The organism is Arthrobacter sp. SX1312 (assembly GCF_002929295.1).
Classification (GTDB): domain Bacteria; phylum Actinomycetota; class Actinomycetes; order Actinomycetales; family Micrococcaceae; genus Arthrobacter_D.
This window is the reverse complement of record NZ_PJIM01000001.1, coordinates 1,211,039-1,223,604: the sequence shown is the minus strand read 5'-3', so window position 1 is coordinate 1,223,604 and position 12,566 is coordinate 1,211,039. Positions and strand designations below refer to the sequence as shown.

Sequence of the window (12,566 nt, the reverse complement as noted above, 5' to 3'; positions counted from 1 at the left end):
CCGGCAGTCGCAGTCGCAGGCGCAGCGGCGCGGACCCGGGATCGGGCACTACCGGGGGCGGAGCGACGCCGCAGCCTTCGGGACGCGGCGCCGGCCTTCGGGACGCGGCGCCGGCCTTCGGGACGCGGTGCCGCCGCGTGTCCGGTCCCTTCGCCCGCTCGATGGGCAGGACGAGCGCCATCCGGCGGGTGACGGACAACGCACCGACCGCAGAGACGAGCGCGGGATCGGCCGTCATCCGCGAGCACCGGCAGGTCGTGCCTGGTCCCCCGTTGAGAGGTGACGGGCAGAGACCCGCGACGGCGGTGCGGGACGGACCCTGGCGGGGCGGGGCAGGTTGCCGCACCCCCTGGAGTGCGTACTCTTAGCAGAATGAACAACGGCTCCTCCGACAGCACGGCCCTCTCGGCAACCGAACGGAAGCGCGCCGGATCCGTCGGGCCCTCGGCGGCCGCGCCCGAGAGCCCGTCCCCCGCGCCGACTCCCACGGGCGCCGCGAGTGTCACAGGTGCGCACGTGGGCAGCGCGGACGAGGGTCCGACGGCCCCGGCCGCGGCGAGCACCGTCCCGGACGGTGTCGAGGACCCGCTGGCGAATCCCGTCTATGCGCGCTTCATCACCGATCTGCTCGGCGTCGTCGCCTATGGAGAGCTGTCCGGCTTCGAGCGCCTGTCCTCGGATGCACGCTTCTCACCGAGTCTCGCCGACCGTGCGAGCCTCGGCCGCCTCGCCGTGCAGGAATTCGAGCACTTCGAGATGGTGGGCCGGTTCGTAGGCGAACTCGGCGTCACGATCGAGGAGGCGATGGCACCCTTCCAGCCCTCGATCGATGCCTTCCATGAGCGCACCCGCCCGGGCGACTGGTACGAATCGCTCATGAAGGCCTACGTCCTCGACGCCTTCTCCAGGGACTTCTACCGATCGCTGGCCGACACCCTCGATCCGCGGACCCGCCGGCTCATCAGCACCATCGACTCCGGGGAAGGGGCCGCCCACCTGCAGCGCCGCCTCAGGGAGGCGCTCTCCGACGATCCCCGCCTCGCGTCGCGCCTCGCCCTGTGGGGGCGCCGGCTCGTGGGCGAGGCGCTGACCCAGGCGCAGCGCGTGGGCATCGAACGCGGGGACCTGGCCGGCCTCCTGTTCGCCGACGAGCCGGACCACACGCAGCACACGACAGCGCTCTTCTCCGAGCTCACCCGCAACCACTCACGGCGCATGAGTGCGCTGGGGCTCACCGCGTAGGGCTGCCTGCAACGCAGGAGGGCCCGCAGCCGGTGGCTGCGGGCCCTCCTGTCGCCGGTCCTGCTCTCCGGCTGCCGTTCGGGGTACTCGGTACTGCTAGAGCGCACCGAACCCGACGCGGCGGGTCTCCTCGGCGCCGATCTCGACGTAGCCGAGGACGCCCGTCGGGACGATCACGAGGCGGCCCTTGGAATCCTTGAGCCGCAGCTCCGTGCCGCCCAGGGCCTGCCCCACGAGCTCGGCGATGGCGTCCGCGCTCTCGGAGGATTCGAGGATGATCTCCCGGTTGACGTTCTGGATACCGATCTTGACTTCCACGGCGCGTGCCTCCTGTTGTGTGAGCCTGGTGCTGCTTCGAAACCTACCCTAGATCTCCTTGGGGAAACGGCTGATTCCGCGCCAAGCTAAACGGTAGATCAGCTCCGCCGCGGCATCGATGTCGAGGCTCCCGTCGGTCTCCAGCCAGTAGCGCGCGCTGATCTGCGCCATGCCCGCCAGGCCGCGGCCGAGCAGGGTCGCCTCCACCATGGACAGCTGGGTGTCGTCGGCGATCACCCCGGCGATCGCGCCCGCGAAGTGGGCGTTGAAGGCCTCCAGCCGGCTGCTGACATCGGGCTCGTTGCTGATGTCGGATTCGAAGACCAGCCGGTGCGCCTTGCTGTCCTGGGCGATGAACTGGAAGTAGGCGCGCATGGTCGCGTGCACGCGCAGCTTGTTGTCGTCGGTGGAGCGCAGCGCATCGACCAGCAGCTGCGTCAGCTCGGCCAGGTGGCTGTCCAGCAACGCGAGGTAGAGGTCCCGCTTGCCGGGGAAGTGCTGGTACAGCACGGGCTTGCTCACCCGGGCCGCCACCGCGATGTCGTCCATGGCGGCCCCGTGGTAGCCGTTGCCCACGAAGACCTCTTGGGCTGCCGCCAGGAGCTGGCGACGGCGCTCGTCCCGCGGTAGCCGGACGGCCTTTCCTGCGGCGGTCGGTTCAACACTCACGGGGGGCGATCCTCGGTTCAGCGGTCGGGGCGGGGCGTCGGACCAGTTTACCCACCCCGGGCGGCTGGCCCGGCCGTGCGGGCGCGGAATACCCTTGGGCATGACCGTTACCACTTCGTCCGCGCATGCTCCCGAGAACAGCCCGGCGGGCCTGCCGCCCCTGGTCGACGCCGTCGGGAGCCTGACCCGGGAGGAGACCCTGCGTTACTCGCGGCACCTCATCATCCCCGGCTTCGGCACCGAGGCGCAGTTGCGGCTGAAGAACGCCCGCGTCCTCGTGATCGGCGCCGGCGGGCTGGGCTCACCCGCCCTCCTGTACCTCGCGGCGGCGGGCGTCGGCACGTTGGGCATCGTGGACGACGACGACGTCGAGCTCTCCAACCTGCAGCGCCAGGTCATCCACGGCGTCCCGGACCTCGGCCGGTCGAAGGCCGAGTCGGCGCGCGACAGCATCCTCGCACTGAATCCGCTGGTCGAGGTGGTCCTGCACGAGGAGCGGCTCGACACCTCCAACGCCCTGGCACTCTTCTCCGGGTACGACCTCGTCCTCGACGGCACGGACAACTTCGCCACGCGCTACCTCGTCAACGACGCGGCGGCCATCCTCGGCAAGCCGTACGTCTGGGGGTCCATCCTGCGTTTCGACGGGCAGGTCAGCGTCTTCTGGCAGGACCGCGGCCCCACCTACCGCGACCTGTACCCGGATGCCCCGCCGCCCGGCTCCGTGCCGTCCTGCGCGGAAGGCGGTGTGCTGGGCGTCCTGTGCGCCCAGATCGGGTCCGTGATGGTGAACGAGGCCATCAAGCTCATCACCGGCGTCGGCCGGACCCTCCTCGGCAGGGTGCTGGTGTTCGACGCCCTGGACATGAGCTGGCGGGAAGTGCGCGTGAGACCGGATCCGACGGCTCCGCGCATCACCGGACTGATCGACTACGAGCAGTTCTGCGGACTGCCCTCCGCGTCCGCCGCGGCGACGGGGCAGGATCCGGCGGAGGTGCCCACCGTGTCCGTCGGGGAACTCGCGGAGCTCCTCGCCGCGCGGGCGGCGGGCTCCGCGGATTTCGACCTGCTGGACGTCCGGAACCCGGAGGAGCACGCGATCGTGAGCATCGACGGTGCGATGCTCGTCCCGAAGCCCCTGATCCTCGAAGGAACCGCCGCCGTGGACAGCACGAGGACGGTCTACGTGCACTGCAAGTCCGGGGTCCGTTCGGCCGACGTCGTGCGCCACCTCCGCAGCAGGGGTCACCGGGACGTCTGGTCGGTGGACGGAGGCATCATCGAATGGGTGCGGGCGATCGAACCGGAGAAGATGACCTACTAGGATCCACCGGGACCCGGTGGGCCGGACGTCCGGTGGTGCACCGGCGCCCGACGGTCAGGCGCTCTGCGCGGGCCGTTCGTGGTCCACGGGACACACGGCACCATCGAGGTGGACATGGTCGGCGTGGAGGGCGGCGGGTGCTCCCGCAGCCGGGGCGGTGACGGCGGCCGACGGCGCAGGCACCACGTCGATGCCGTAGAGGGCCTCGAGGGCTGCGGTGTATTCGTCCTGGCGTCCCTCTGCGGCGAGCTCGCGGGCACGGACGGTGGGGACGTGCAGGAGCTGGCGGACCATGCGCCGCAGGGCGAACTCGACCTCCTCCGCGGCGGCGGTGCAGCCGTGCTGGGCACGGACGCGCTCCATCTCCGCGTCGAGGACTGTCTGGGTGTGTTGGCGGAGGGCCACGATAGCCGCATTCATCGCCCGCGTGGCCTGCTGCTCCTCGAACGAACGCGCGGCCTCGCGCACGAGGTCGCCGGCCTGCACCAGGGCGTCGGCCTGCTCCTCGGGTGCCGCCGCGCGGACGGATTCGAGGGTGATGAGCTCGACGTCGTCGAGGGTCGCGACGGCGGGGTCGAAGTCGTGGCTCAGGGCCAGATCGATGATGACGAGCGGACGGGCACTGCCTTCGCGTACCCGCTCGATGTCGGCGGCGTCGATGCGTGCGTCACTGCCGCTGCAGCCGATGACCACGTCCGCCCGGCGCATGGCGGCCGGCAGGTCCGTGGCGGCGAGCGCCGTCCCGCCGCGGGTGGCGACGAAGGCCTCGGCCCGCCCGGAGGAGGAGAAGACCGAGACGTCGGTGCACCCCTTGTCCTTGAGTGCTGCCATCGTGGCCCCGGCATAGGCTCCCGTGCCGAACAGCACCACGGTCTTGGCCGACCAATCGGCATCCTCGGAGAGGTCACCGGCCAGCTCGAGGGCCACGGAGACGATGGACCGACCCCGGCTGCCGAGCGCCGTCTGCGCGCCGACGTCCTTCGCGGTCCGGGAGGCAGCCTGGAAGAGGCGGACGAGGCCGCCGCTGGCGGCACCCGAGCCCTGGGCCTCGATGAGCGCCCGACGGACCTGGCCGGCGATCTCCCGTTCGCCGATGACCGCCGAATCGAGGCCTGCACCGACGGCGAAGAGGTGTTCGGCCACATCCTGGCCGGTGTGCGTCTCGAAGGACGAGGACACGGACTGCTCGGGGATGCCCGAGTACTCGCTCACGGCCGCCACGATCGCGGAACGGGCAGCCTCGACGTCGTCCTCGGACGGGGCCTCGGCGTAGATCTCGAAGCGGTTGCAGGTCGCGAGGACCACGGCGCCGGAGACGGACCGGTCCTCGGCGAGCGCAGCAGAAGGAACCTGGGGCGCCCCGACGCTGAGTCGGGCAACGGTTTCCAGGTCCACATTCGAATGTGTCGCGACAAGTGAAAGAAGTACCACAGCGCTCCGATCATATCGAGGACGGGGACCTTCCACCGAATAGGCAAGGCTTACCCGAGGCTTGCATTCCGCGGAAACCTGCGGAATATTGCCCCTCGCGCCCGGGGTGATGTTGCCCACCCCGGGCCCGATCCTGCAGCTCCGGTTATCCATCCGGGGGGAACTTCGGCAGAATCGGCGGTATGGACCTTGGAGCATCGCACCCGCTGGTCGACGGACGCACGTCCGGATCGGCCCTCATCTCCGCCTACCGGGGCCAGGCTCCGCATCGTCGCCCCGTCTGGTTCATGCGCCAGGCCGGACGGTCGCTGCCGGAATACCGCGCCCTGCGCGAGGGCACCAACATGCTCGAGTCCTGCCTCGATCCCGAAATGGCGTCGGAGATCACCCTCCAGCCCGTGCGACGGCACGACGTGGACGCCGGGATCTTCTTCTCCGACATCGTGATCCCGCTCAAGCTGGCGGGGGTCGACGTCGATATCGTGCCCGGCGTGGGACCCGTGCTCGGGACGCCCGTCCGTTCCGCCGCCGATGTCGCCGCGCTGCCCACGCTGACGGACGAGGCGCTGGAACCGATCCGGCAGGCCGTGGCCCTCACGGTCGCCCAGCTCGGATCCACCCCGCTGATCGGGTTCGCGGGCGCCCCGTTCACCCTGGCGGCCTACATGGTCGAGGGCAAGCCGTCCCGCGACCACCTCGGCCCCCGCACCATGATGCACGCCGATCCGGACACCTGGCGCGCCCTGACCGCATGGGCGGCGGACGCCTCCGGCATGTTCCTGCGCGCCCAGCTGGAGGCCGGCGCCAGCGCCGCCCAGCTGTTCGACTCATGGGCCGGGTCCCTCGGCCTCGCGGACTACCGGCGGCATGTGGCACCGGCCTCCCGCAGGGCCCTGGACCACGTCCGGGGCCTCGGCGCGCCACTGATCCACTTCGGCACCGGCACCTCGGAGCTGCTCGTGGCGATGCACGAGGTCGGGGTGGACGTCATCGGCGTCGACTACCGTCTGCCCCTCGACGAGGCGAACCGCCGCCTCGGCGGGACCGTACCCCTCCAGGGCAACATCGACCCGGCCCTGCTGCCCGCCCCGTGGCCCGTCCTCGAGCAGCACGTCCGCGACGTCCTCGCCGCCGGGGCCTCGGCGCCGGGGCACGTGGTCAACCTCGGGCACGGCGTCCCGCCGGAGACGGACCCGGACGTCCTGACGCGCGTCGTCGACCTCATCCATTCCGTGGAGCCGTAGCCGTGACGAGGGCGGCGGGGCCGGACCGGGTGCCGGCGGAACCGGCCGGAGTCCTGCCGGAGCGCGCCCGCCCCCGATCGGTCGTCGTGGTCGGCGGGGGCATGGCAGGCCTCGTCGCGGCGCGGACGCTCGTGGAGCGGGGGCTGCGCGTCACCGTGCTCGAGAGATCCGACCGGTTCGGCGGCACGGTCGACAGCCGCGTGCTCGGGGGCTTCCAGCTCGACAGCGGCGCCGAATCCTTCTCCACGCGGTCCGCCACCGTGCCGGCGCTCGCCGACGAACTCGGGCTGGGCGACCGGATCGTGGCCCCCGACGCCACGGGTGCCTGGGTGCAGCTGCCCGGCAGGGACCTCCTGGCTGCCGCGCGGCCGCTGCCGAACTCCGGCGTCCTCGGGATCCCCGCGGACCCCTCCGAACCCTCGATCAGCGCGATCCTCGGCCGCGCAGGCTCCCTCCGGGCCGCCCGGGACAAGGTGCTCCCGGTCGGTACCCTCGCGACCCGCCCCGGAGTCAGTCTCGGGGACCTGGTCCGGACGAGGATGGGCGAGGAGGTCCTCACCCGCCTGGTGGCGCCCGTCGCGGGCGGCGTCTTCTCCGCCGACCCCGACGACCTCGACGTCGACTCCGTGGCGCCGGGGCTGCGCTCGACCATGGGCCGCCTGGGCTCCCTCGGTGCCGCGGCGGGCGCCCTGCGCCGGGCCGCTCCGGCCGGTGCCGCCGTGGGCGGTCTCGTCGGCGGCATCGCCCAGCTCCGTGACGCGCTCGTGCGGCAGCTCCGCGAGGACGGGGTGGACCTGCGGTCGAACGAGCACGTCAGCGGCCTCGCCCGCTCGGGCTCCGGGTGGATCGTGACGACGGAACACTCGGCCCTCTCGCGCCGCCTTCCGGCGGACGCCGTGCTCGTGGCCACCGAGGGCAGGGGCGCCGTGGACCTCCTCGTCCCGGCACTCCCCGCCCTGGCGGAGGAGCGCCCCGATCCCGTGCCCGGCGTCGCCCTCGTCACCCTGATCGTCGACGTCCCGGAGCTCGACGCCCGGCCCCGGGGCACCGGGGTGCTCGTCGCCCGGGGGGTCGAGGGTGTCGCCGCGAAGGCGCTCACCCACGCGACGGCCAAGTGGGCGTGGCTGCGGGAACAGGCCGGGCCCGGCTCCCACGTCCTCCGGCTGTCCTTCGGCCGCGTCGGGGACCGGCCCACCGCCGTCGGGATCGAGACGCCCGACGACGCCCTCTACCGCCACGCCCTCGCCGACGCCTCGACCCTGCTCGGCGTACCCGTCGGCGAGGCCGACGTGCTCGACTGGGACGTGGTGCGCTGGGCCGGCGCCCTCCCGCACGCCTCCGTAGGGCACCGGGAGCGGGTCGCACGCATCCGGGCCCTCGTCGCGGAGCAGTCGGCGTCCCTCGCCGTGGCCGGGGGCTGGCTCGCCGGGACCGGGCTGGTCGCCGTCATCGACGACGCCCGGGCCCGGGCCGACGCGCTCGCGGATGCCCTGATCGGGGGCGGCCGGACACCCGCCGTGTGACCTTCATCTCTTCTACGCATCGTAGAAGAAAACGATTTCGGTTCGCCTGCGGGCAGGGGCAGACTAGTACCATGACTGAGCTCACCGGTAGCACACCCGCCCACGCTCCACAGCCGACCGGAGAGGGCGCCGAAGCCCCCGGAGAGCTCTTCTACACCCTCTGGACCGTCTTCAAGCGGGAGGCCGCGGCCACGGGCTCGGGCGCGCACCCCCTGGCGGACGTCCTCTCCACCCTCGAGCAGGACGGCGTCGTCCTCCGCGGGTTCTACGACGTCTCGGGCCTGCGCGCCGACGCCGACGTGATGGTCTGGCTGCACGGACCCCGCCCCGAGGATCTCCAGGCCGCCGTGCGGACGCTGCGCCGCACCGACGCCTTCGCCGCGACCACGGTGGCGTGGTCCGCCATGGGCGTGCACCGCGACGCCGAGTTCTCCAAGTCGCACAGCCCGGCGTTCTCCCGCGGGGTCGCGCCGGCGGAGTGGGTCTGCGTGTACCCGTTCGTGCGTTCCTACGAGTGGTACATCCTCCCTTCGGACGAGCGGCGCGAGATGCTCACCGACCACGGCATGAAGGGGCGGAAGTACCCGCAGGTGATCTCCAACACGGTGTCATCCTTCGCCCTCAACGACTACGAATGGATCCTGGCACTCGAAGCTCCCGAGCTCGTGGACCTCGTGGACCTCATGCGGTACCTCCGGGAGACCGAAGCGCGGCGCCATGTCCGCGAAGAAGTGCCGTTCTACACCGGCCGGCGGATCAGCCACGACGAGATTGCAGAGGTGCTCCAGTGACGACACAGGCATTCAACCCCCTCGACGGAGTCGACGAGAACGGGCGGATGGCACCGAAGGCGTACGACGCCGTCGTGCTCGCCTCCTTCGGTGGACCGGAGGGGCAGGACGACGTCATCCCCTTCCTGCGGAACGTGACCCGCGGCCGCGGGATCCCCGACGAGCGCCTCGAGGAGGTCTCGCACCACTACCGCGCATTCGGCGGAGTGAGCCCCATCAACAGCCAGAACCGCGCCCTGCGGGCCGCCATGGAGGCCGAGCTTCGCCGCCGCGGCATCGACCTGCCCGTCTTCTGGGGCAACCGCAACTGGGAGCCCTTCATCGCCGACACCCTGCAGCAGGCGTACGACGCCGGGCACCGCAAGGTGCTCGCCGTGACCACGAGCGCCTACTCCTGCTACTCGAGTTGCCGCCAGTACCGCGAGGACCTCGGCATGGCGCTCGTGAAGACCGGGCTCGAGGGCCGGCTCGAGGTGGACAAGGTCCGCCAGTACTTCGATCACCCGGGCTTCGTGGAACCGTTTGTCGAGGGCGTGACCGAGGGTCTCGCCAAGGTCCGCACCGGACTCGCCGGGCAGGGCACCCCGGACGCGCCCGTCCACATCATGTTCTCCACGCACTCCATCCCCATGGGCGACGCCGAGGCCGCCGGACCCCGCGACGGCGACGGCGGACCGGCCTACGAGGAGGGCGCCTACGTGGCGCAGCACCTCGCGACCGCGCAGGCCGTGCTGGACCGCATCCCCGAGGCCGCCGGCGTCGAGTGGTCCCTCGTGTACCAGTCCCGCTCGGGCGCCCCGCACATCCCGTGGCTCGAGCCCGACATCAGCGACGCACTCCGCGACCGCTACGAGGCCGGCACGCGCGGCGTCGTGATCGTCCCCCTCGGCTTCGTCTCCGACCACATGGAGGTCGCCTGGGACCTCGACACCGAGGCCATGGAGACGTGCGGCGAACTCGGGATCGTCGCGGACCGCGTGCCGACGCCGGGCACGCACCGGAAGTTCGTCGAGGGGCTGGTGGACCTCATCCTCGAGCGCACCGTCGACGACAACATCGCGGACCGCCCGTCCGCGACGGCGCTCGGACCCTGGTTCGACGTGTGCCGCCCGAACTGCTGCGCGAACCGCCGCGGGGAGAAGCCGACCATCGCCGCCGTCGACTCCACCGTGGGAACGCCCCAGCCCAACCCCGGTACGTGATGAGCGCAGCCATCAGGGTGGGCACGCGGGGCAGCGCCCTCGCGATGACGCAGACGACGACGGTGGCGGAGCGGGTCTCCGAGCTCGCCCGCGTGCCGTACGAGCTCGTGCGGATCCGGACCGAGGGGGATGTCCTCAAGGGCTCGCTCTCGCAGATCGGCGGTACCGGCGTCTTCGTCGCAGCCCTCCGCGACGCCCTCCTCGAGGAGCGGTGCGACGTCGCGGTGCACTCGCTCAAGGATCTCCCCACGCTGCCCGCCCCGGGGCTGACCGTGGCGTCCGTACCCGAGCGCGAGGACGTCCGCGACGCCCTCTGCGCCCGGGACGGCCTCACCCTGGCCACCCTCCCGGACGGCGCGCGCGTAGGCACGGGGTCCCCGCGGCGGGCCGCTCAGCTGCGGTCCGCGCGGCCCGGCCTCGAGGTCGTGGACATCCGCGGCAACGTGGACACCCGGCTCGGACGCGTCGCCGGACTCGTCCCCGGGGCGCCCGGCGACCTCGACGCCGTCGTCCTCGCCGCGGCGGGACTGCGGCGGCTCAGGCGCGAGGAGGCGATCACGGAGCTGATCGACACGGACGTCATGCTGCCCGCCGCAGGCCAGGGAGCCCTCGCCATCGAGTGCCGGGAGAGCGAGGCGACCCCGGGGGTGCGCGACGCCCTGGCCGCCTACGACCACCTGCCCACACGGCTCGCGGTGACGGCCGAGCGCGCCGTCCTCCTGCAGCTGGAGGCGGGCTGCGCGGCGCCCATCGGCGCCCTGGCGGGGTTGCAGGGCGACGTACTCGCCCTCGAGGCCGTGGTGTGCAGTTTGGACGGCCGGTCGATGATCCGCCTGACCCGCTCGGCGCCGGCCACCGATGCGGTCGCCGCCGCGCAGCTCGGTCTCGAGCTCGCCGAGGAGCTGCTCGCCGCCGGCGCGGCCGACATCGCGCCCCTGAACAGCTAGCCCGCATGGTCAGCTGGTCAGGGGACCGGCCGGTGGTCGTCCTCCGGCAGCCGGCCCGGGCGGTCAGGATCGCCGACGCCCTCCGCGCCGGCGGCATGACCGCCTACGCCCTGCCGCTCACGGATACGGAGCTCCCCGCGGACACCGACGACGTCGCCCGAGCGCTGGCGGTCCTCGGGCAGGGCGGGTACGAGTGGCTGGTCGTGACCAGCGCCAACGCCGTCCAGGCCCTCGGGATGCTCGCTGCGGCCGATGGTACGCCGCTCGCCACCCTCGTCCGCCGCGCGGGAGCGCGGGTCGCCGCCGTCGGCACCGCGACCGCGTCGACGCTGGCCGCGGCGGGCGTCGTCGTCGACCTGGTGCCCGGCGAGGCGTCGTCGGCCGGTCTGCTGACGGCGTTCCCGTCCGGACCCGGCGCGGTGCTCCTGCCCCAGGCGGATCTCGCCCCGGACGACCTCCGTGCAGGACTCGCGGCTTCGGGCCGGACCGTCCACCGCGTCGAGGCCTACCGCACCGTGCCCTACCCCGCGGAGTCCACGCGCCGCGTGCCCGGCGTCGAGGAGGACGGGCCGAGACCGCCCATGCTGTCCCTCCACGACCTCCTGGGACTCGCGTCCGGCGGTCCCCGGCCCGCGATCGTCTTCACCGCCCCGAGCGCGGTCCGGCAGTTCCGTGACAGGCTGGGCACCGGCCCGCTGTCCTTCCGGGCCGTCGCCATCGGCCGCACCACGGCCGGAGCGCTCCGGTCCGAGGGGTGGGTGGCGGCCGCCACGGCCGCCGACCCCACGCCGCAGGGGCTCGCCCGGGCGGCGGCGGACGCCTTCGCGCAGGACGACGCACCCACCTCGCATGCCGCACCATCGAACGGAGATCAGCCATGAGTTTCCCCCAGCACCGGCCCCGGAGGCTGCGCTCGACCCCCGCCCTGCGGCGCATGGTGGCCGAGTACCGCGTCCACCCGTCCGAGCTGATCCTGCCGGCGTTCATCCGGGAAGGGCTCGCCGAACCCTCGCCCATCCTCTCCATGCCCGGCGTGGTGCAGCACACCACGGATTCCCTGAAGCGGGCGGCCGCGGAAGCCGTCGAGCGCGGCGTCGGCGGCATCATGCTGTTCGGCATCCCCGAGCATCGCGACGCGACCGGCAGCGCGGGCATCGACCCGGAGGGCGTCCTCAACCGGGCGATCGCCGACGTCCGCTCCGAGGTGGGCGACTCCCTCGTCGTCATGAGCGACGTCTGCCTGGACGAGTTCACCGATCACGGGCACTGCGGTGTCCTCGCCGCCGACGGCTCGGTGGACAACGACGCGACCCTGGAGCTGTACGCGCAGATGGCCGTCGAGCAGGCGCGGGCCGGCGCGCACGTCCTCGGCCCCTCCGGGATGATGGACGGCCAGGTCGCCGTCATCCGCCAGGCGCTGGACGAGGCCGGACACCAGGACGCCGTGGTGCTCGCGTACGCCGCCAAGTACGCCTCCGCGTTCTACGGGCCCTTCCGCGAGGCCGTCGACTCGCAGCTCGTCGGCGACCGCCGGACCTACCAGATGGATGGGTCGAACCGCCGTGAAGCGATCCTCGAAGTCGAACTCGACATCGAGGAGGGCGCCGACATGGTCATGGTCAAGCCGGCCATGAGCTATTTGGACATCCTCGCCGACGTCGCCGCCATGTCGCCCGTCCCCGTCGCGGCGTACCAGATCTCGGGGGAGTACGCGATGATCGAGGCCGCGGCCGCGAACGGCTGGATCGACCGACGCCGCGCCATCGAGGAATCCGTCCTCGGGATCAAGCGCGCCGGCGCCCAGATGATCCTGACCTACTGGGCCTCGGAGCTCGCGCTCTGGCTCGACGAGCCCACCCACTGAACTCCCACAGC

Annotated in this window: 12 protein-coding genes; 9 read left to right on the top strand and 3 right to left on the bottom strand. The window is 72.4% G+C overall.

The genetic code is table 11. The features are described 5' to 3' along the window. Positions 1 to 372: 372 nt before the first annotated feature. Positions 373 to 1,242 carry a ferritin-like fold-containing protein gene (locus CXQ92_RS05725; RefSeq protein ID WP_104165994.1) on the top strand — a complete coding sequence of 290 codons (870 nt, stop codon included), beginning with the start codon at positions 373 to 375 and terminating at the stop codon, positions 1,240 to 1,242. Between the two features lie 96 nt (positions 1,243 to 1,338). On the opposite strand, the gene CXQ92_RS05720 is transcribed toward CXQ92_RS05725, so the two are convergent. Beyond that, positions 1,339 to 1,560 (bottom strand): DUF3107 domain-containing protein, encoded by a 222-nt coding sequence (locus tag CXQ92_RS05720; RefSeq protein WP_104165992.1) that lies wholly within the window; start codon positions 1,558 to 1,560, stop codon positions 1,339 to 1,341. A gap of 48 nt (positions 1,561 to 1,608) precedes the next feature. Next, positions 1,609 to 2,229: a TetR/AcrR family transcriptional regulator gene (locus CXQ92_RS05715; protein ID WP_258069737.1), complete on the bottom strand. Its 621-nt coding sequence runs from the start codon at positions 2,227 to 2,229 to the stop codon at positions 1,609 to 1,611. Positions 2,230 to 2,329: 100 nt separating this feature from the next. Here CXQ92_RS05715 and moeB point away from each other — a divergent pair, with 100 nt between their 5' ends. Beyond that, positions 2,330 to 3,553, top strand: a complete 1,224-nt coding sequence (gene moeB, locus CXQ92_RS05710; RefSeq protein WP_104165988.1) for a molybdopterin-synthase adenylyltransferase MoeB — start codon at positions 2,330 to 2,332, stop codon at positions 3,551 to 3,553. Positions 3,554 to 3,607: 54 nt separating this feature from the next. Here moeB and CXQ92_RS05705 read toward each other — a convergent pair whose 3' ends face one another. After that, entirely contained in the window at positions 3,608 to 4,984 is a 1,377-nt protein-coding gene (locus tag CXQ92_RS05705) for a glutamyl-tRNA reductase (protein WP_104165986.1), read from the bottom strand. A gap of 182 nt (positions 4,985 to 5,166) precedes the next feature. Here CXQ92_RS05705 and hemE point away from each other — a divergent pair, with 182 nt between their 5' ends. The 7 genes from hemE to hemB all read left to right on the top strand — a co-directional run bounded on the left by hemE (position 5,167) and on the right by hemB (position 12,555). Continuing rightward, on the top strand, positions 5,167 to 6,228 hold the full coding sequence (hemE, locus tag CXQ92_RS05700) for a uroporphyrinogen decarboxylase (protein ID WP_104165984.1): 1,062 nt from the start codon (positions 5,167 to 5,169) through the stop codon (positions 6,226 to 6,228). A gap of 2 nt (positions 6,229 to 6,230) precedes the next feature. Then, positions 6,231 to 7,751 (top strand): protoporphyrinogen oxidase, encoded by a 1,521-nt coding sequence (gene hemG / locus CXQ92_RS05695; RefSeq protein WP_258069733.1) that lies wholly within the window; start codon positions 6,231 to 6,233, stop codon positions 7,749 to 7,751. A 71-nt stretch (positions 7,752 to 7,822) separates the two neighbouring features. Beyond that, complete coding sequence (gene hemQ, locus CXQ92_RS05690) at positions 7,823 to 8,542, top strand: hydrogen peroxide-dependent heme synthase (RefSeq protein WP_104165982.1); 720 nt, start codon at positions 7,823 to 7,825, stop codon at positions 8,540 to 8,542. A gap of 47 nt (positions 8,543 to 8,589) precedes the next feature. After that, positions 8,590 to 9,744, top strand: coding sequence for a ferrochelatase (locus tag CXQ92_RS05685; RefSeq protein WP_104166774.1), 1,155 nt, complete (start codon positions 8,590 to 8,592; stop codon positions 9,742 to 9,744). Continuing rightward, positions 9,744 to 10,691: a hydroxymethylbilane synthase gene (gene hemC / locus CXQ92_RS05680; protein WP_104165980.1), complete on the top strand. Its 948-nt coding sequence runs from the start codon at positions 9,744 to 9,746 to the stop codon at positions 10,689 to 10,691. Before CXQ92_RS05685 ends, hemC begins: the two co-directional genes overlap by 1 nt. 5 nt (positions 10,692 to 10,696) lie before the next feature. Next, positions 10,697 to 11,572, top strand: coding sequence for a uroporphyrinogen-III synthase (locus CXQ92_RS05675; RefSeq protein ID WP_104165978.1), 876 nt, complete (start codon positions 10,697 to 10,699; stop codon positions 11,570 to 11,572). After that, positions 11,569 to 12,555, top strand: coding sequence for a porphobilinogen synthase (gene hemB / locus CXQ92_RS05670; RefSeq protein ID WP_104165976.1), 987 nt, complete (start codon positions 11,569 to 11,571; stop codon positions 12,553 to 12,555). Before CXQ92_RS05675 ends, hemB begins: the two co-directional genes overlap by 4 nt. The last annotated feature ends 11 nt before the right edge of the window (positions 12,556 to 12,566 follow it).

What these genes read in the sequence shown, in the direction of transcription:
- CXQ92_RS05675 (WP_104165978.1), top strand. Translation starts at nt 10,697, where the DNA reads ATGGTCAGCTGGTCAGGGGACCGGCCGGTGGTCGTCCTCCGGCAGCCG.
- CXQ92_RS05725 (WP_104165994.1), top strand. Translation starts at nt 373, where the DNA reads ATGAACAACGGCTCCTCCGACAGCACGGCCCTCTCGGCAACCGAACGG.
- hemQ (WP_104165982.1), top strand. Translation starts at nt 7,823, where the DNA reads ATGACTGAGCTCACCGGTAGCACACCCGCCCACGCTCCACAGCCGACC.
- CXQ92_RS05685 (WP_104166774.1), top strand. Translation starts at nt 8,590, where the DNA reads ATGGCACCGAAGGCGTACGACGCCGTCGTGCTCGCCTCCTTCGGTGGA.
- hemB (WP_104165976.1), top strand. Translation starts at nt 11,569, where the DNA reads ATGAGTTTCCCCCAGCACCGGCCCCGGAGGCTGCGCTCGACCCCCGCC.
- hemC (WP_104165980.1), top strand. Translation starts at nt 9,744, where the DNA reads ATGAGCGCAGCCATCAGGGTGGGCACGCGGGGCAGCGCCCTCGCGATG.
- hemE (WP_104165984.1), top strand. Translation starts at nt 5,167, where the DNA reads ATGGACCTTGGAGCATCGCACCCGCTGGTCGACGGACGCACGTCCGGA.
- moeB (WP_104165988.1), top strand. Translation starts at nt 2,330, where the DNA reads ATGACCGTTACCACTTCGTCCGCGCATGCTCCCGAGAACAGCCCGGCG.